Below are 17669 nucleotides of genomic sequence, written 5' to 3' on the forward strand. Positions count from 1 at the left end.
AGGTCCATGAAGATCGGCATCATCGGCGCCGGCAACGTCGGCGGCAACCTCGTCCGGCGGCTCACCGCCCTCGGACACGAGGTGTCCGTGGCCAACTCGCGCGGCCCCCGGACGCTGACCGCTCTGGCACACGAGACGGGCGCGACCCCGGTCACCGCCGCCGACGCCGCCCGCGGCGCCGAGGTCGTGGTGGTCACCGTCCCGCTGAAGAGCGTCCCCGACCTGCCCTCAGGGCTCTTCGACGGGGCCGCCGACGGCGTGGCCGTCATCGAGACCTGCAACTACTACCCCCAGCAGCGCGACGGCCGGATCGCAGGCATCGAGGACCAGGGGCTGACCGAGAGCCGCTGGACCGAGCGCCACCTCGGCCACCCGGTGGTCAAGGCGTTCGCCGGCACCTACGCCGAGGATCTCCTGAACCGGCCGCTCCCGGCGGGCTCGCCCGGCCGGCTGGCCGTCCCGGTCGCGTCCGACGACGAGGACGCGAAGAAGACCGTCCGGGCCCTGATCGACGAACTCGGCTTCGACACCGTCGACGCGGGCGGTCTCGACGACTCCTGGCGCCAGCAACCGGGCACCCCGGTGTACGGGCTGAGGGCGGGCGCCGACGCGGTCGTCAGCGCGCTGGCCGCGGCGTCCCCCGAGCGCCCGGCGGAGTTCCGCGGCTGACCCCCACTCCCTTCGCCCCGCCTCTGTCGCGAGAAGAATAGGCAGCTTCCATGGGACTTTTACGTATCACCATTGTCGGAACCGGCTACGTCGGGCTGACCACCGGGGCCTGCCTGGCCTCCCTCGGGCACCGGGTGGTGTGCGCGGACGCCGACTGGCGCAAGATCGAACGGCTTCGGCGGGCCGAGGTCGACATCCTCGAACCGGGCCTGCCCGCGCTCGTCCGCGAGGGACTGGACTCCGGCCGGCTCCGCTTCGTATGGGACACCCGGGCCGCCGTCGAGGGCGCCGAGGTGGTCTTCCTCTGTCTGCCCACTCCCATGGGTGTCGAGGGCGCCGCAGACCTGGCCGCCGTCGAAGCGGTGGCCGACGAGGTCCGCGACCTCCTGCCGCACGGGTGCACGGTGGTCAACAAGTCCACCGTGCCGGTCGGCACCGCCGAGCGCGTCGCGGCTCTGCTCCGCCGCCCCGATGTGACCGTGGCGAGCAACCCGGAGTTCCTCCGCGAGGGACACGCGGTGGACGACTTCCTCCACCCCGACCGCATCGTGGTGGGCGCCGCCGACCCGGAGGTCGCCCAGCGGGTGGCCGACCTCTACACGGGCATCGACGCGCCACGGGTGCTGACCGACACCGCCGGTGCCGAACTCGCCAAATACGCCGCCAACTTCTTCCTCGCGATGAAGCTGTCGTTCGTGAACAACCTGGCCACACTCTGCGAACGGCTCGGTGCGGACATCGACGACGTCGTCGCCGGTGTCGGCCACGACCCGCGCATCGGCGGCGCCTTCCTCAGCCCGGGGCCGGGATGGGGCGGCTCCTGCCTGCCCAAGGACACCCACGCGCTGCTGCGCCTCTGCGAGGACTCCGGCGTCGACTTCCCGCTGCTGCGGGCCGCCATCGAGACCAACGTCGAACACCAGCGGCGGCTCGTCGCACGCGTACGGGCCGGATGCGCGGGGGAGGACGGATCGCTCCGCGGTGTCCGGCTCGCACTGCTCGGCCTCACCTTCAAGGCCGGCACCTCCGATCTGCGTGACTCACCCGCCCTGGCCCTGGCCCGCCGGCTGCGCGAGCAGGGCGCGGAACTGTACGCCTACGACCCGGCGCTCAGCGAACTCCGCCCCGACTTCGGCGACTTGCTCACCATCACCCGCACCCCCTTCGAGGCGGTCGAGGAGGCCCGCGCCTGCGTCGTGCTCACCGAATGGCCCCAATTCCGCGAGCTGGACTGGGAATCCGTCGCCGCACGGCTCGGCGCGCCGCTCGTCTACGACTTCCGCAATGTTCTCGATCCCGTACGGCTCGACAAGGCCGGGCTGGTCCTGGAGAGCGTCGGCCGGACGCCGGCGACGGCGCGCTGACCTCGCTTCCGCCTCGCCCCACCCGCTGTTCCTACCGCTCCCCACCCGCGGCACCCACCGCCGCGCGCACATCCGCGCACACCGCCCGTACACCCGCCCCACGACGTGGAGGACAAGCGCCGTGCCACACCCTCAAGCACCACATCCTCTCCCGCGAAACACCGCGGCCGTAAGCGCGTTCGCCGGCCGCACCGCCGTGGTCACCGGGGCCGCGGGGTTCATCGGGTCGCATCTGTGCGAGCGCCTGCTGGACCTGGGCGCCGAGGTGGTCGGCGTCGACAATCTGCTGACCGGCCGCCTCGACAACCTCTCCCACCTGTGTCCGGCCGACGGCTTCCGCTTCCGGACCGACGATGTCGTCCGGCCGTTCACGGTGGCCGGTCCCGTGGACTTCGTCTTCCATCTCGCCTCGCCCGCCTCGCCGCTGGACTACGCCCGCCACCCGCTGGCCACCCTGAAGGCCGGCGCGACGGGCACCCTCCACGCGCTGGAGCTGGCCGGCGGGAAACACGCCCGGTTCCTGCTCGCCTCGACCTCCGAGGTGTACGGCGACCCGCTCGTCCATCCGCAGTCGGAGCGGTACTGGGGCAATGTCAACCCGGTCGGCCCCCGCAGTGTGTACGACGAGGCCAAGCGGTACGCCGAGGCCCTGACGTCCTGTTTCCAGCGCGCCGGTGACGTCAGCACACGTATCGTGCGGATCTTCAACACCTACGGCCCGAGGATGCGCGCCGACGACGGCCGGGCGGTGCCCGCCTTCATCCAGCAGGCGCTGGCGGGGGAGCCGATCACGGTGGCCGGTGACGGCAGCCAGACCCGCTCGCTGTGCTTCGTGGCCGACACCGTGGAGGGCCTGCTCGCCGCGGCCGCGGCGGAGCACACCGAACCGGTGAACGTGGGCAACCCGCACGAGATCACCGTGCTCCGGCTCGCCGAGGAGATCCGGGCGATGACCGGCTCCGCCTCCCCCCTCGCCTTCGTCCCCCTGCCCGCCGACGACCCCAAGCGCCGCTGCCCCGACATCACCGCCGCCCGCGACCACCTCGGCTGGGAGCCCGTGATCCCGCTGCGGGACGGTCTGCGCCGGACGATCGACTGGGCCGAGAAACACTTCCCCGCCGCCCGGAACACCGCCACCGCCACCGTTGCCACCGCCGCTGTTGCCACCACCGGAAGGAGCGCCTCGTGACCACCGCCCCGCGCCCGCTGCCCGCACTCGTCTGCGGCGTCGACGACGGATACGCCCGCCCGCTGCGGACGCTGATGCGCTCGATCGCGGCCGCCCACCCCGGCACCCTCGACGAGCTGCGGCTGATCGTCCTCGACCAGCGGATCGGCAGCGCCAACCGGCAGGCGATCCTGCGGGACGCCGAACACCTCGGCCTGCACACCGAGTTGAGGCCGGTACCGCTGACCGACCCGCGCTACCCGGTCTCCGACTGGGTGAGCGCCGCGGTGTACGTACGCCTGGCCATCCCGCAGGTCGTCCCCGACGAACGGCGGGTGCTCTATCTGGACGCCGACACCCTGGTGCTCGGCGACCTCCGCCCGCTGCTGCGGCAGTCCCTCGGCGGACGCCCGATCGGCGCTGTCCGCGACCCGCAGAACCCGGTGATCGGACGCGGCATCCAGCTGCCGGGCTGGGAACAGCTCGAAGTCCCGTACGGCCGCGACTACTTCAACAGCGGTGTCATGCTCATCGACCTCGATCGCTGCCGGCGGCTCGGTGTGTTCGACCGGTCGCGGACGTTTCTGGCCGAGCACCCCGAGAAGGCGCGGTTCTGGGACCAGGACGCGCTGAACTGGGCCGTCGACGACAACTGGCAGCGGCTGGACCGGTGCTGGAACACCTTCGCCATGTCGCCGCAGGCCGCCCAGCCCGGCTTCATCCACTACGCGGAGGCGGACAGCCCGCTCGACCGGCTCCTGGACGACGAGAAGACCGCCGCCCTGGTGCACTACGCCGGCCCCGACAAGCCCTGGCAGGAAACCTACCCGGCCGGCCCGCTGCGGGACACCTACCGGCTTTTCCACAACGAAGTCACTGACGAAGTCACCGACGACGTCACTGATGACGGTCCCGAGTGACCGGGCGAGGGCGCGGGCCGCTGTGGCGGAGCCCGGTCTGGTGGATCGCCGCGGCCGTGGCCGTACGCAACCTCAACGGCCAGCGGCAGGTCCGCCGGACGCTGGCCTGGGCCGACCGGCCCGCGCAAACCACGGACCGGATCGCAACGCCTGCGCCGCTGGTGCTGCACGTCGTCATCCCCGTACTGCGCGAGCAGCCGCACATCACCGGGGCGCTGAAGTGGTTCGTACCGCTGCTGCGCGACTTCCCCGGTTCGACCCTGACCCTGGTGTCCACGGCGCGCGAGGAGCGCGAGCGCGCGCACCTCGCCGCCGGGCTCGCGGGGGCGGGCGCCGCCGGCCTGACGGCGCGACGCTTCCCGCAGCTGACCGACGACGAGCTGACCGCCCTCGGCGAGGCCCTGGCCAAGGAGGGCGCGGGGGCGCTCAGCGCGGCGACGGCCGCCGAGACCCTCGCGGCCTTCCCCACCACGGCGGATGTCATCGCGTACGAACGCGCGCGCCCGCGGGAGCCCGCCCCGCTGGTACGGCATGTCCACTACCGGGGGGAGGGGCGCAAGGCCGCGCAGGTGAACGCCGCCGTCGCCCAACTGACGGCCGGCTCCGACGAGTATGTCGCCGTCTACGACGTGGACTCCCGCCCGAGCCCGGAGCTGCTGCGCCGAACCGCCGCGTTCGTGGCCCGCCGCCGCACGGAGGACGGCCGGATTCCCCGCGTCATCCAGCAGTCCGCCCGGTTCGTCACCCAGGACATGGCGGCCACCCGGTGGGAGCGGCGGCTGTGCCGGGGCGCCGCCCGGGCCCAGACGCTGTGGACCCTGCGCCGGGAGATCCCCGGCCTCCGCCGGCACGCCGACGCGGTCCGTAGCCGGCGCACCGGCTTCGGACCGCGGGGGCTGGCCCAGACCGTCGGCCACGGCCTGCTCGTCCGGGTGGATGTCTTCCGGGAGGTCGGCGGACTGCCCACCTTCACGGTGCTCGACGACATGGCCTTCGGCTACCGGCTCACCGTGGCCGGTATCCCGGTCGACAGTCTGCCCTTCACCACCACCGTGCCGGCGGCGGAGTATCTGCCGGAGCTGCTCTCGCAGAGCGAGCGCTGGTTCCAGAGCTATCTCGACTACCCGAAGTGCGCGGCCCGTTGGTACGCCGAGGGCCACGGCAGCCGCCTCGGCCACGCGGCGGCGCTCACCATCGGTGCCTACCGGGGCGCGGCGTGGCTGCTGGTCTCCCCCGCGACGGCGGTATGCCTGGCCCTCGCGCTCGGTCCCCGCACCCGTCCGCCGGTCCGGGCAGCCGCCGCGACGGCGCTCTGGGCGGCGACCGTCGCGCCGGTCCGCTCGCTGGCCGCGGCCGGAGGCCGGCCGCTGACCGTACGGGAGACCGCCGTGCGGAGCGCGGAGACGCTGGCCGGGCTGCTGCTCAAGAGCCTCGGCCCGATGGCGGCGCTCGGCCGCCGGGCCCTGACCGGCAGCCGGCACACCGCGCTCGCACCCAAGAGCAACCGCCGCCCGGGACCGCCGTCCGGGCGCCGGACCGGGCGCGGGTGATCCGGCTACGGCGGCTCGTCCAGCCGGATCGCCCTCCCCGGGCACACGGCGGCCGACTCCCGTACGGTGTCATGCGTCGCGGCGGGAGGGTGCCTGTCGAGAACCACGACCGTGCCGTCCTTCTCGTCCTGGTCGAAGACCTCCGGGGCGATCATCGCGCACTGCCCCGAAGAGACACACCTGGGGACGTCGACCTTTACGCGCATGGTGGCCCTTTCTCCCTCAGCCGTACGGGAATTCCGGTCGCTTCCACGCATCACCAGGTGACACGCATCTTCTGCAAGCCGTACACGATGTTGTTGCGTTTGAAGTCGGATTCCTTCGGCGGAGTCGCCAGCCGGAGGTCCGGTATCCGGCGAAGCAGCGTGGACAGCGCGATCCGCATCTCGATACGGGCCAGTTGCTGACCGATACACGCGTGGGCGCCGAAGCCGAATGCCAGATGCCGGCGGCCCCGCCGGTCGAAATCGAGAGCGTCAGGGTCGGGGAACATGCTTTCGTCCCGGTTGCCGGACGGGGTCGCGGCGATGATCCACTCGCCCGACTTCACCTCGACATCGCCGACGGTGACATCCTCGGTGGCATACCGGATCAGCCCGAACTGAATCACCGAAAGGTAGCGCAGCAGCTCTTCCACGGCGGCATCGATCAATGAGGGATCGGCCCGCAGCGCGGCCGTCCGGTCCGGATTCTCCAACAGCAGCAGCATGCTCAACGCGATCATGTTGGCGGTGGAATCATGGCCGGCGACCAGCACCAGCTTGGCCAGCGTGGCCAGCTCACCCACCGCCAGCGGCCGGTCGGTCCCGTTGCCCCGTGCGATCAGCCGGCTGAGCAGGTCGTCCCGCGGCTCGATGAGCCGCTGCCCGATCAGCGCGCCGAGATAGGACTCCAGCCGGTGGTCCGCCTCCGCGCGGTCGGCGTCGGTCGCGTCGAAGCTCATCAGCACCTCGCTGGCGAGCTGGAACATCTCATGGTCGGCATAGGGCACACCGAGCATCTCGCAGATCACCATCGACGGGATCGGCAGCGCGAAGTCACGCACCAGGTCGGCGCCGGTCCCGGCGAGCATCGCGTCGATGTGCTCGTCGGTGATCCTCTGGATGTACGGGCGCAGCGCCTCCATGCGCCGCACGGTGAACTCACCGACCAGCAGGCGCCGCAGCCGTGCGTGCTCCTCGCCGTCCAGCTGGGTGATGAAGCCCGGAATCGGGTCGTGCTCCTCGTAGGACGGCAGCATATGGTCCGACCCCGCGGCCCGGGAACTCAGCCGCTGATCCGAGAGCACCTCGCGGATGTCCTGGTACCGGCTGACCAGCCACGCGTCCATACCGGCCGGGCAGCGCACCAGCGATACGGGGTCATTCGCCCGCAGCTCGGCATAAGCCCGGTCGGGATCGAAGGGACAGGAATCCGGTCTGGTGGCCGGGAATTCGGAGATAACGGCATTCGCGTCAAGCCGGCCGATCGTCATGTGAGCAGCTCCAGAATACTGGGAACGGGGTAAATTCTTTTGGCACTCTCGAATGAGTGCGGGGTGCGCCGCGGTTGACGCAGACGGCCACCGTGGAGAGAGAATTCACCGGCCGCTGCGAACACTGTCGGTGACCCTGCTGAAGCGGTCAAGCTGAATATTTCGATCTTCTGCATCGCTCTGTGCGATCCTCGGCCGGCTCCTTCATCCCGTCATTCCTTCATCGCGCCACGCGATCCAGTACATCGAGGGAATTATCTTGACCGGTTCTCCCGGGGCCGCCGATAGTATGTCCAGTAATCCATGAGTGAGGTCTCGACCCGAAGAAAAGGGGATCGGCATGGAGCAGATTTCGAGGGCGCGCGTCGGGGAATTCCTGCGGCGACTGGAGGAGTTCGACTTCTCCGGCGCGCTGAAGCTGTGCACCGACTCGGCCGTCGTGTGGCAGAACGACGGCGAGGGCGAGCAGGCGATGGACAAGCGCCTGGACCATTTCAAGTCCTTCGTCACCACCGTCGCATCCCTGCGGTACGACGTGAACCATCAGGTCGGTGAGGCGAACGAGGTGTTCCAGCAGCATGTGCTGCGCCTGGAGATGACCGACGGCTCGTCCGCGGAGGTCCACGCCGCCGTGTACTTCCACCTGGACGGCGAACTGATCCACCGGATCGAGGAGTACGTCTACACCGTACCGGCGACCAGTGCGGCGTGAAGACCATCGAGGTACGCGGTCTCCGCAAGGAGTACCGGATACCGGAGAAGAAGCCGGGGCCGGCGGGCACGGTGCGGCACTTCGTACAGCCCCGGTACCGGACGAAGGTGGCGCTCGACGGAATCGGACTCGATGTCGGGGCGGGGGAGTCGGTCGGCTATCTCGGCTCCAACGGGGCCGGCAAGTCCACCACGATCAAGATCCTGACCGGTCTGCTGTCCGCGACGGACGGGCATGTCAGGGTGAACGGCTTCGAACCCCACCGGGACCGCAAGCGGCATGTGCGCGAGATCGGAGCGGTCTTCGGACACCGCACCGCGCTCTGGTGGGACCTGCCGGTCATCGACTCGTTCAGGACCCTGAGCAGCATGTACCGGATCCCGCCCGCGGTGTACCGCGCCAATCTCGCCCTGTTCACCGAGCAGTTGGAGCTGGGGGACTTCCTCACCGTCCCCGTGCGTCAGCTCTCCCTGGGACAGCGCATGCGCGCCGATCTGGCCGCCGCCCTGCTGCACAACCCCAAGCTGATCTTCCTCGACGAGCCGACGGGCGGACTCGACGTCAACTCCAAGGCGTCCGTACGGCGGTTCATCCGCCGGCTCAACCAACAGCACGGCACAACCGTCTTCCTGACCAGCCACGACATGGCCGACATCGAGGGGATCTGCGACCGGCTCATCATCCTGGACCACGGCAGCAAGGTCCTCGACGACGACATCGTCAAGGTCAAGCACCGCCTCGCGGCCGACCGCCATCTCGTGGTGACCGTGGCCGGCTGCGAGGACGTGACCGAGGTCGTCCGCACCGTGTACGCCGCCACCGGCATCACCTGTACGGTGCTCGACCGGCAGCGGCTGTCCTGCGCGTTCGACCGGACGGAGACCAGCGCCGCGCACCTGGTCGGGGCCCTCATGCGGGACCACGAGATCGTCGACTTCGAGCTGCGCGAACCGACCCTCGAACACATCGTCCAGCGCCTCTTCCAGCGCTCTCCCGCCGTTCCCCCGGCCGCGGAGGTGCGCTCCCGGTGAGCACCTTCCGCGCCCTGGTCGGCGCCGCGGCCCAGGAAGCCTTCATGTACCGCGGCCGGTATGTCGTGGGCGTCCTCATCAGCCTCGTCCAGCTGTCGGTGCTCTACTACATCTGGCGCGCCGTCATGAGCGGCGGACAGCACCAGGCCGGCTACGACTGGCCGCAGATGCAGACGTATCTGCTGCTGTCCTTCCTGCTGACCCTCATGCTCTCCTACGCCACCGAGTACCGGGTGTCGGCCAGCATCCGCGACGGCAGCATCTCCATGGAACTGCTGAAGCCGGTGCACTACATGACACTGCGCGCCGCCGAGCTGACCGCCGCGCTCCTCGTCGAGCTGCTGTCCGTCGGACTCTGCCTGGCCGTGGCCGTCCTGACCCTGCTGCCGGCCGTACCGCCGGAGGCCGGTTCGCGCGTCCTGCTGGCCCTGTCCTTCCTCCTCGCCGTGGCGCTGAAGGCCGTCATCGCGATCACCACGGGAATCCTCGGTCTGTGGACGACCAACATGCTCGGACTCATCTCCTGCCGGCAGGCGCTGGCGCTGCTGCTCTCCGGCGCCATGTTCCCGTTGCAGATGCTGCCCGACTGGCTGCGCACCGTGGCCTACGCGCTGCCCTTTCAAAGCTCCTTCCACACGCCCATGATGATCTACTTCGGCCGGGTCGACGGCGAGGGGGCCGCCGGTCTCGTCGCGGTCCAGACCGGCTGGCTCGTCCTGCTGGCCGGTACGGCGGGGCTGCTGCTCACCCTGGGCTTCCGGCGGCTGGACAGCTATGGCGGCTGAACCGCGGACACCCGCCCTCTTCCACTTCACCCTCCTGCTAAGGCTTCAGTACCGGGCCAAGTCCGCCTACCGCGCCGATCTGGCGCTCCAGGTCGTCTCGGCGCTGCTGCGCCAGGGCACCTGGCTCGTCTTCCTGCTGGTGCTCCTGCGCCGCACACCGGCGGTCGACGGCTGGGACACCTGGAAGATGATCTTCCTCTACGGTCTGGCGACGGCCCCGCTCGGTCTCAATGTCCTGCTCTTCGACGGCGTCTGGAAACTGGACGAACTCATCCGCAAGGGCGATCTGGACTCCCTGCTGCTGCGTCCCGTCGATCCGGTCGTGCAGCTGTTCACCAGGGATGTGAGTCTGCACGGCATCGGTGACCTCACCATCGGCGTCGCCGCCATGAGCCTGGCCGCGGACCATCTGACGCTTCCCTTCGGTCCGTGGACGCCGCTGATCGCGGTCCTGTGCGTGGTGTCCGGCAGTGTGCTCTACTGCTCCGTCAATCTGGCCTCGGCGGCGCTGGGCTTCTGGTTCCGGGAGCTGTACAACATCCCTTTTCTCGTGCAGCAGTTCACGGATCTGGCCCGGTTCCCGCTCACGATGTACCCCCGGCTGCTGGCGGCGCTCTTCCTCTTTCCGCTTCCCTTCGCGTTCGTCACCTATCTTCCGGTGGTCCTGATGACCGAGGGCGGCTCCCTCTGGGTCCTGGTGGCGGCGCCGGCCGCCGCTCTCGTCGCCCACGTGCTGGCGAGGCGGGTGTTCCTCCTCGGACTGCGGCGCTACGAGAGCGCCGGGAACTGAAACACTCGAAAGGAGACCCGATGAAATTCACCGATGGCTACTGGACCCTCCGGGACGGGGTCGAGGCGTCCTGCCCCGTCGAGGCGTACCACGTCACCTCCGACCCGGACTCGCTGACCGTCATGGCCCCGGTCCGCCGGATCAAGCACCCGGGCGATCTGACACTGGGCCCCGTCGTCACCGTCCGCTGCACCAGCCCGATGCCGGACGTCATCGCGGTGGAGATCACCCACTTCAAGGGGGTAAGGCCGCGCGAGCCGGAACTCCCGCTCGACGCCCCGGAACCGGCGTCCGTCGAGGTGTCCGTCGACGCCGGAGAGGCCGTCCTCACCAGTGGCGCGCTGTCGGTGCGCTTCGCCCGCGGTGACACCTGGCGCATGGACTTCCTGGCCGGCGGCCGTGTCCTGACCGGCAGCGGAGCCAACGCCATGGCGGTGATCGAGGACGGCGGACAGTCCTATGTGCGCGAACAGCTCGACCTCGGTGTCGGGCAGCACGTCTACGGGCTCGGCGAACGCTTCGGGCCGCTGGTGCGCAACGGCCAGTCCGTCGACATCTGGAACGCGGACGGCGGCACCTCCACCGAACAAGCCTACAAAAACGTGCCGTTCTATCTGACGGACGCCGGCTACGGGGTCTTCGTGCACGACAGCGGCAAGGTGTCGTACGAGGTGGCCTCGGAGGCGGCGACCCGTGTCCAGTTCAGTGTGGCCGGCCAGTCGATGCGCTACCTCGTCGTCCACGGCCCCACACCGAAGGACATCCTCCGCCGCTACACCGCGCTGACCGGCCGCCCCGCCCGGCTGCCGGCCTGGTCCTACGGCCTGTGGCTGTCCACCTCCTTCATGACCACCTACGACGAGGACACCGTCAGCTCCTTCATCGACGGCATGGCCGAACGGAACCTGCCCCTGTCGGTGTTCCACTTCGACTGTTTCTGGATGCGGGAGTACCAGTGGTGCGACTTCACCTGGGACCCGCGGGCGTTCCCCGATCCGCCCGGCATGCTCAAGCGGCTCAAGGCCCGCGGGCTCAGCATCTGCCTCTGGATCAATCCGTACATCTCCCAGCTCTCACCGCTGTTCGCCGAGGGCCAGGAGAACGGCTACCTGCTGCGCAGGACCAACGGCGACATCTGGCAGGGGGACCAGTGGCAACCCGGCCTGGCCATCGTGGACTTCACCAATCCGGCCGCCCGCACCTGGTTCGCCGACAAGCTCGGCGCGCTCCTGGACATGGGCGTGGACTGTTTCAAGACCGACTTCGGGGAGCGCATCCCCCTGGACGTGGCCTACTTCGACGGCTCCGACCCGGAGCGTATGCACAACCACTACGCCTACCTCTACAACCAGGTGGTGTTCGACCTGCTGGAACGGCGCCGGGGCCGGGGGGACGCGGTGCTGTTCGCCCGCGCGGCCTCGCCCGGCACCCAGCGCTTCCCGGTGCACTGGAGCGGCGACGGTGAGGCGACCTTCGCGGGCATGGCCCAGAGCCTGCGCGGCGGGCTGTCGCTCGGACTGTCCGGCTTCGGCTACTGGAGCCACGACATCGGCGGGTTCATCGGGCTCCCCGACGCCGCGGTGTTCAAGCGGTGGGTCGCCTTCGGGCTGCTCTCCTCGCACAGCCGTCTGCACGGAGGCGACTCCTACCGCGTTCCCTGGATCTTCGACGAGGAGGCCGTCCGGGTCCTGCGCGACTTCACCCGGCTGAAGCTCCGGCTCATGCCGTACCTCGGACGGATCGCCGACGAAGCGCACACCGACGGTCTGCCGATGATGCGTCCCATGGTCCTGGAGTTCCCGGACGACCCGTCCTGCGCCTATCTGGACACGCAGTACATGCTGGGCGACGCGCTGCTCGTCGCGCCGGTCTTCTCCGCCGAGGGCGATGTCCGCTACTACATACCGGAGGGGCGCTGGACCGGGCTGCTGTCCGGGGAGACGGTCACGGGCCCCCGCTGGGTCGAGGAACGACACGGCTTCGACAGCCTGCCGCTGCTGGTCAGGCCCGGAACGGTGCTTCCCTTCGGTGCCGTGGACGACCGGCCCGACTACGACTACGCCACGGGTGTGGTGCTGCGGATCTACTCCCCGCCCGAGTCGATGCGGACGACGACGAGGATCGTGACGCCCGGGGGCGAGCTGTCCGCGGTCTTCACGGTCGAGCGGGACGGCGGCCGGACACGGGTCACGGCGGACCGCCCGGTACGGGACTGGGCCGTGCTGCTCGTGGGCGAACCGGTACCCGCCCCGGTCCACGGCGCCGTGGCCGAACGGGTGGCGGAGGGGGCGCTGCTGCGGGCCCTGCCCGGCGCGCTCACCATCGAGGCCGGTGGTGAGTGACGTAAGTCCGTAGGAAAGCCGGCCCGGGGCGCGGTGCCGGTCTCTCGACCGGCCCGTGCCCCGGGCCGCTTTTCGGACCGGTGGAAGCGCCTACAGCGTGGTGATGGCGCTGCTGGCCGTGAAGACGGGTGCGCCGTTCTGGTGGGCGCTCACCTGGGTGCGGCAGCGGGCGCCGGGGGAGACCGGAGACACCACATGGGCGTCGATCCAGCAGGGGGAGCCGAACTCGGCGTAGCGGTGAAAGGTGATGTCCATCGCGGTCACCACGCCGGGGGCCGGGTCGGGGTCCAGCGCGTGGGACGCCTGACGGACCGTCTCCAGCAGCAGCATGCCCGGCACATGGTCGACGGCGTGGTCGAAGAGCACGGGGTGGTCGGTGTCGACGCGCATCTGCCAGCGCCCGGCCGATGCCGTCGCCGACAGCACGACGTCCTGGCGACGGGTGCGGCTGACGACATCGCAGGACGCCGGTTCGGGAGGTGCCGGAGCGTCGGCGAACGCACAGGCGGCGGTGCCCCGTCCGCTCCGCAGCCGCTGGTAGACCTTGGGGGAGTGGCATCCGAACCGGGTCGTGGCCACCGCCATCGTGACCCCCGCCCGGAGCACCTCGATCTCCATGGACATCGAGGCCGGCAGACCGCTCCGGAGCCGGATGTCGCCGCAGCGCACCCGTAGTTCGACATCGGCGGGGGTGCGCTCGATGCGCATGGCCCGCGGGTCGATGGTGAACCGGAACGACGACCAGCTCAGGTGGTAGCCGAAGGGCAGCCCGTAGGCGGCGTGGGTCAGCAGGGGGAAGGTCTGGCGGACCGTCTCGCAGAGCATGAGCGGGTCGTGGACACCGTGCTCGACGGTGTAGAAGGCGTGGCTGCGGGGCCATTGGGCGGTGACGGTGAAGGTGTCGGGCCCGGTCTCGCGCCAGCCGGTCAGGAAGACTTCGGCGAGCGCCGCCCGGTGGACGAACTCCCTGGCGACCGTGGTGGTAAGGACAGGCTGCGGTGTAACAGTACGTTCCGTGGTGGCATACATGCCGCTCCCTCTTGAAGGCGCACATCTCCCCAGATGCGCATGCATTTCCCCCTGGCCTGGACCAGCGGAGACCCCTGTAAAGTAAAGGGTGTTCGTTTTGTTTGTCGAGTGGAGCCGAGGATTTTTGGTGACAGAGCCGAAGCAGGACCGTGCCGTGAGGACCCGTGACAGCATCCTGCGCGCAGCGGCGGAGGTCTTCGACGAGTGCGGCTACAGCGGAGCCAGCATCAGCAAGATCATGCACCGGGCGGGAGTGACCCAGGGAGGAATGTACTTCCACTTCAAGTCCAAGGCGGGACTCGCCCGCGCCGTCCTGGCCAGCCAGCAGGACTTCGTCGAACTGCCCCCGGGCCGGGACGGGTTGCAGCGTCTCATCGACATCACGTTCCACATATCGAGCGAGCTGCGGAACAACGTCCTGTTCCGGGCGAGCGTCCGGCTGGCGGTGGAACGGGGCGAGCTGGGCCTCAACGACGACACCGCCTACCAGGAGTGGGTGGAGCAGTTCCATGTGCAGCTCGTCGCGGCGCAGCGGGAGGGCGAGGTGATCGAGGGCGTCGACACCCGGGAGTTCGCCACCGTTCTGGTGGGCGCCTACAGCGGCACCCAGATCTTCTCCCACGCGGCCACCGACCACGAGGACCTGCCCCAGCGGGTCAGCGCCCTGTGGCGCTATCTGCTGCCGGCTCTCGCCGAGCCGCGGACCCGGCAGGGACTGCGGGTGGGCCCCGGCCCGCACCCGGCCGACGGGTGAGCGGCCGCCGGATCGTCATCACCGGCGCCACCGGCTTCGTCGGTTCGGCGGTCGTGGACGCCCTGCTGCGCCCGGCCGCCGTCCACCCCGGGGAAGAACCTGTCCGGATCCTGACTCTCGGACGCGGACCGGGTCCCCACGCGCCGTCCGCCGTCGACTGGAGACCCGCCGACCTGGCGGCCCCGGACACACTGCGCGGGAGCTGCGAGGGCGCCGATGTGCTGCTGCACCTCGCGTCCTCGCTCGGCCCGCGGGAGGAGGACTGCGTCGCGGTCAACATCGGGGGTACGGCCGCCCTCATGGCGGAGGCCGCGCGCGCCGGTGTGAAACGGATCCTGCATCTGTCCACCGCGGCCGTCTACGGACCCGGCCCGCACCGCGGTCCCGAAGTGAACGCGATCGCGCCCGCGCCGGTGTCGGCCGCCAGCCGTACCCGCCTGGCGGCGGAGGAACCCGCCCTGGCCGCCGGCGCCCTGGTCCTGCGGCCGGGCCTGGTGACGGGACCGGGTGACCGGTGGGTGGTGCCCGCGCTGGCCGAACTCGTCGTCCGCGTACCCGCCTTGTGGGACGGCGGGCGGGGCCTGGTGTCCGTGGTCGATGTCGCCGACCTCGCGCGGCTCATCGCCTGCCTGAGCCGGGCGCCGTACGAGCGGTCCGGGCCGGCGGTCCACCACGCGGGTCACCCCCGGCCCGTACGCACAGGAGATCTCCTGGCGTCCCTGGCCCGGCACGGCGTGCTGCCGGAAGTGAGCCGGCACCTGCCCTGGCCGGAGTGTCTGCGGCGGTTCCGGGCGACCGCGGGGCGCGTGAGCGAACGCCAGTTCTCCCTGCTGGCCCGCGACCACTGGTACCGCAGCGACGAGGTCTGGCGGATCGCCGACTGCCCGCCGGGCCCCGGACCGCTGGCCCGTCTGCCCCGGGCCGCGCCCTTCTACCGCGCGCTGCTCACCCCGTAACAGGGCACCCCGTAGCGGGTCACCCGGTGGAGCCGGAAGCGTCCTCCGGCGGCGTGCGCTGTCCGCGTCCCGGCGAGGAGATCCCCGCGAGGGCCAGCCGCCAGACGCGTTCGAGCTGTGCCGTCGCGCTCTCGAACTCCGCGCCGGTGCCCAGCCGGGTCCGCAGATACGCCTCGGCCCCGGCGGTGAGGTGCTCCGCCAGGACCGCGACATCCGCGGGCTCCGCATCGCCCCGCAACTGCCCTTGCGCGTACGCGTGATCGAGCAGGCGGCGTACGGCGGGGACCCACAGGTCCGACCAGAGATCGCTGTCCGGCCGCTCCCGTACGAGCCGCACCGCGGACCGGACGATGGCCTCCTCCTCCACCAGCCGGGTGAGTTCGAGCGTGATGTTCACCGCGGCCTGCAACGCCGGTGCCGGCTGCGCGGTCACCCGCTCAAGGGCGGCCCGGGTCAGCGCGCGCCCCTCGTTCTGCACCGTCTCGGCCAGCTCGTTCTTGGAGGAGAAGTGGAAGGTCAGCGCGCCCATCGAGATGCCCGCCGACTTGCTGATCTTCGCCAGGGACGTGCCGTCGTATCCGTCGCGGTCGAACTCCGTGGCCGCCGCCCGTACCAGGGCCGCCCGTGTGCGCAGTGCTCTCTCCTGCCTGATCATGCAGGCCCCGATCGCGGCCGAGCGGTCCGTTCATTTTTGATCATCTGTGTCTCCGACGTTGTGGGCGTGTGCGGGCTCGCGGTTCGGGCGATATCAAACCGTTGACAAAGCCTTAAAACATGCCTCGGAGTCTGTAAGGGGTCATGTCGGTTCCGCAACGCGGAGTTGGCGAAGATGCGACGACTCTTTCGCCGCGGGAGCCGGGGATCCGCCCGGTGGACGCCGACTTGGCGAAGTCGGCCGGGATCGGGGAGATGCCCTCCAAAAAAAGCGGGTGTTCGTTATTCTTTTCTCGTCCTCGCCGGCTGCCGGCCGGCTTCGAGGGGGAGGAGACACCACATGACGAGGCACGCCACGGCACCGGCCGCATCGGTCGACCAGTTCGCGGAGGAGCTTTTTTCCGCGCTGCCCCGTGCTGACCAGCGCCGTTGGGCCCGTATCTATCTGCGGGGCCTGCTGGCCACACCGGGAAAGAAGTCCCTGCGGCGCATCGCGTCGGCCGTGGCCGCCTCGCCGACCGCCTCGCAGGCCATGCATCAGTTCATCAATGTGAGCCCCTGGGACTGGGAGCCCGTCCGTGACGAACTCGCCCGCTGGATCACCGGCCGTCTGGCGCCGGAGGCGTATGTGATCGACGCCGCGTACATCCCCAAGCGGGGTGACCGCAGTTGTGGTGTGCACACGCGTTTCGTGCCGCAGCTGGGCCGGCACGCGAGCTGTCAGGTCGGTCTCGGTGTCTTCCTCGCCTCGGGGCGGGAGGTGCTGCCGACCCACTGGCGGCTCCATCTGCCCACCCACTGGCTGACCGAGACGGAGCGCCGGCGCACCAGGATCCAGGGCCGGGACCACGCGCGGACCATGGAGCAGGAGGCGACGGACCTCGCCATGTCCCGGGGCCACCGGGTGGGCGGCCGACCGCTGCCGGTGGTCGCCGATCTCACGTCCCACACGGACCCACTGCATCTGGTGCGCGCGCTCTCCCGCCGCGGTCAGCCCTTCGTCGTCCGTGTGCCGCCCCACGCACGGGTCACGACCGCCGACGGGGTGCGGCGCGAGGTACGGTCCGTGACGGACTGTCCGGGACGCTCGGTGACCTTCACCGCGGGCGGCGCCGACCAGCAGGTCGCCTCCTCGGCCCCGGTGTGGATGCCCGGTGGCGCATCGGCGTCCGGCCTCAGCCGCGGCCGGCTGTTCGTCACCGGCCGCGGCGGGGACCGCGCACGCGGCTGGTGGCTGACCAGCCTGGTCGACGAGCGGGTGGACCAACTGCTCGCGCTCACCGAGCTGCTGGACCGGTCCACCCGGTCCGTCGCCGAGATGCGGGAAGGGCTCGGACTCGCCGACTTCGAGGGCCGCTCCTTCCCCGGCTGGCATCACCACATGACCATCAGCTCCGCGGCGTACGCCTGGCGCCGCCTCCAGGGCGGGACGGCACCCGGCCCGGCCCGGGTGTAACCCGCCGCACCGCCC

At 70.4% G+C, this 17669-nt stretch carries 17 protein-coding genes; 13 read left to right on the forward strand and 4 right to left on the reverse strand.

The window, feature by feature from the left end; genetic code table 11:
- Positions 1–6: 6 nt before the first annotated feature.
- From DVK44_RS34135 to DVK44_RS34155, 5 genes are all read left to right on the forward strand, one after another.
- A complete protein-coding gene (locus DVK44_RS34135; RefSeq protein WP_114664478.1) occupies positions 7–669 on the forward strand; it encodes an NADPH-dependent F420 reductase in 663 nt (220 codons plus the stop codon).
- 50 nt (positions 670–719) lie between these two features.
- Entirely contained in the window at positions 720–2033 is a 1314-nt protein-coding gene (locus DVK44_RS34140) for a UDP-glucose dehydrogenase family protein (RefSeq protein ID WP_114664479.1), read from the forward strand.
- A gap of 196 nt (positions 2034–2229) precedes the next feature.
- On the forward strand, positions 2230–3222 hold the full coding sequence (locus DVK44_RS34145; protein ID WP_228447488.1) for a UDP-glucuronic acid decarboxylase family protein: 993 nt from the start codon (positions 2230–2232) through the stop codon (positions 3220–3222).
- Positions 3219–4121 carry a glycosyltransferase family 8 protein gene (locus DVK44_RS34150; RefSeq protein WP_114664481.1) on the forward strand — a complete coding sequence of 301 codons (903 nt, stop codon included), beginning with the start codon at positions 3219–3221 and terminating at the stop codon, positions 4119–4121. Before DVK44_RS34145 ends, DVK44_RS34150 begins: the two co-directional genes overlap by 4 nt.
- A 56-nt stretch (positions 4122–4177) precedes the next feature.
- Entirely contained in the window at positions 4178–5671 is a 1494-nt protein-coding gene (locus tag DVK44_RS34155; RefSeq protein ID WP_162794210.1) for a glycosyltransferase family 2 protein, read from the forward strand.
- A gap of 5 nt (positions 5672–5676) precedes the next feature.
- On the opposite strand, the gene DVK44_RS34160 is transcribed toward DVK44_RS34155, so the two are convergent.
- Positions 5677–5877: a ferredoxin gene (locus DVK44_RS34160; RefSeq protein ID WP_114664483.1), complete on the reverse strand. Its 201-nt coding sequence runs from the start codon at positions 5875–5877 to the stop codon at positions 5677–5679.
- 50 nt (positions 5878–5927) lie between these two features.
- Positions 5928–7145: a cytochrome P450 gene (locus DVK44_RS34165; protein WP_114664484.1), complete on the reverse strand. Its 1218-nt coding sequence runs from the start codon at positions 7143–7145 to the stop codon at positions 5928–5930.
- A gap of 340 nt (positions 7146–7485) precedes the next feature.
- On the opposite strand from DVK44_RS34165, the gene DVK44_RS34170 reads away from it, so the two are divergent.
- From DVK44_RS34170 to yicI, 5 genes are read left to right on the forward strand one after another with little or no spacing between them, the layout of a single operon-like run.
- Complete coding sequence (locus tag DVK44_RS34170) at positions 7486–7857, forward strand: nuclear transport factor 2 family protein (RefSeq protein ID WP_114664485.1); 372 nt, start codon at positions 7486–7488, stop codon at positions 7855–7857.
- Positions 7854–8888 carry an ABC transporter ATP-binding protein gene (locus DVK44_RS34175; RefSeq protein WP_114664486.1) on the forward strand — a complete coding sequence of 345 codons (1035 nt, stop codon included), beginning with the start codon at positions 7854–7856 and terminating at the stop codon, positions 8886–8888. Before DVK44_RS34170 ends, DVK44_RS34175 begins: the two co-directional genes overlap by 4 nt.
- Positions 8885–9673, forward strand: a complete 789-nt coding sequence (locus DVK44_RS34180) for an ABC transporter permease (protein WP_114664487.1) — start codon at positions 8885–8887, stop codon at positions 9671–9673. Before DVK44_RS34175 ends, DVK44_RS34180 begins: the two co-directional genes overlap by 4 nt.
- Positions 9663–10463, forward strand: a complete 801-nt coding sequence (locus DVK44_RS34185; RefSeq protein ID WP_114664488.1) for an ABC transporter permease — start codon at positions 9663–9665, stop codon at positions 10461–10463. The genes DVK44_RS34180 and DVK44_RS34185 overlap by 11 nt, the downstream gene beginning before the upstream one ends.
- 20 nt (positions 10464–10483) lie before the next feature.
- A complete protein-coding gene (gene yicI / locus DVK44_RS34190) occupies positions 10484–12805 on the forward strand; it encodes an alpha-xylosidase (RefSeq protein WP_114664489.1) in 2322 nt (773 codons plus the stop codon).
- A gap of 90 nt (positions 12806–12895) precedes the next feature.
- Here yicI and DVK44_RS34195 read toward each other — a convergent pair whose 3' ends face one another.
- Positions 12896–13834, reverse strand: a complete 939-nt coding sequence (locus DVK44_RS34195) for a ScbA/BarX family gamma-butyrolactone biosynthesis protein (protein ID WP_114664490.1) — start codon at positions 13832–13834, stop codon at positions 12896–12898.
- Between the two features lie 127 nt (positions 13835–13961).
- On the opposite strand from DVK44_RS34195, the gene DVK44_RS34200 reads away from it, so the two are divergent.
- Both DVK44_RS34200 and DVK44_RS34205 read left to right on the forward strand, forming a co-directional pair.
- Positions 13962–14588 carry a ScbR family autoregulator-binding transcription factor gene (locus DVK44_RS34200; protein ID WP_114664491.1) on the forward strand — a complete coding sequence of 209 codons (627 nt, stop codon included), beginning with the start codon at positions 13962–13964 and terminating at the stop codon, positions 14586–14588.
- Positions 14585–15544, forward strand: coding sequence for an NAD-dependent epimerase/dehydratase family protein (locus tag DVK44_RS34205; RefSeq protein WP_114664492.1), 960 nt, complete (start codon positions 14585–14587; stop codon positions 15542–15544). The genes DVK44_RS34200 and DVK44_RS34205 overlap by 4 nt, the downstream gene beginning before the upstream one ends.
- Positions 15545–15563: 19 nt before the next feature.
- Here the strand turns inward: DVK44_RS34205 and DVK44_RS34210 are convergent, their stop codons facing one another.
- Entirely contained in the window at positions 15564–16199 is a 636-nt protein-coding gene (locus DVK44_RS34210; protein ID WP_181957587.1) for a TetR/AcrR family transcriptional regulator, read from the reverse strand.
- A 339-nt stretch (positions 16200–16538) separates the two neighbouring features.
- On the opposite strand from DVK44_RS34210, the gene DVK44_RS34215 reads away from it, so the two are divergent.
- On the forward strand, positions 16539–17654 hold the full coding sequence (locus tag DVK44_RS34215) for an IS701 family transposase (protein WP_114664493.1): 1116 nt from the start codon (positions 16539–16541) through the stop codon (positions 17652–17654).
- Positions 17655–17669: the final 15 nt, after the last annotated feature.

The sequence above is a fragment of the Streptomyces paludis genome, assembly GCF_003344965.1.
Lineage (GTDB): Bacteria > Actinomycetota > Actinomycetes > Streptomycetales > Streptomycetaceae > Streptomyces > Streptomyces paludis.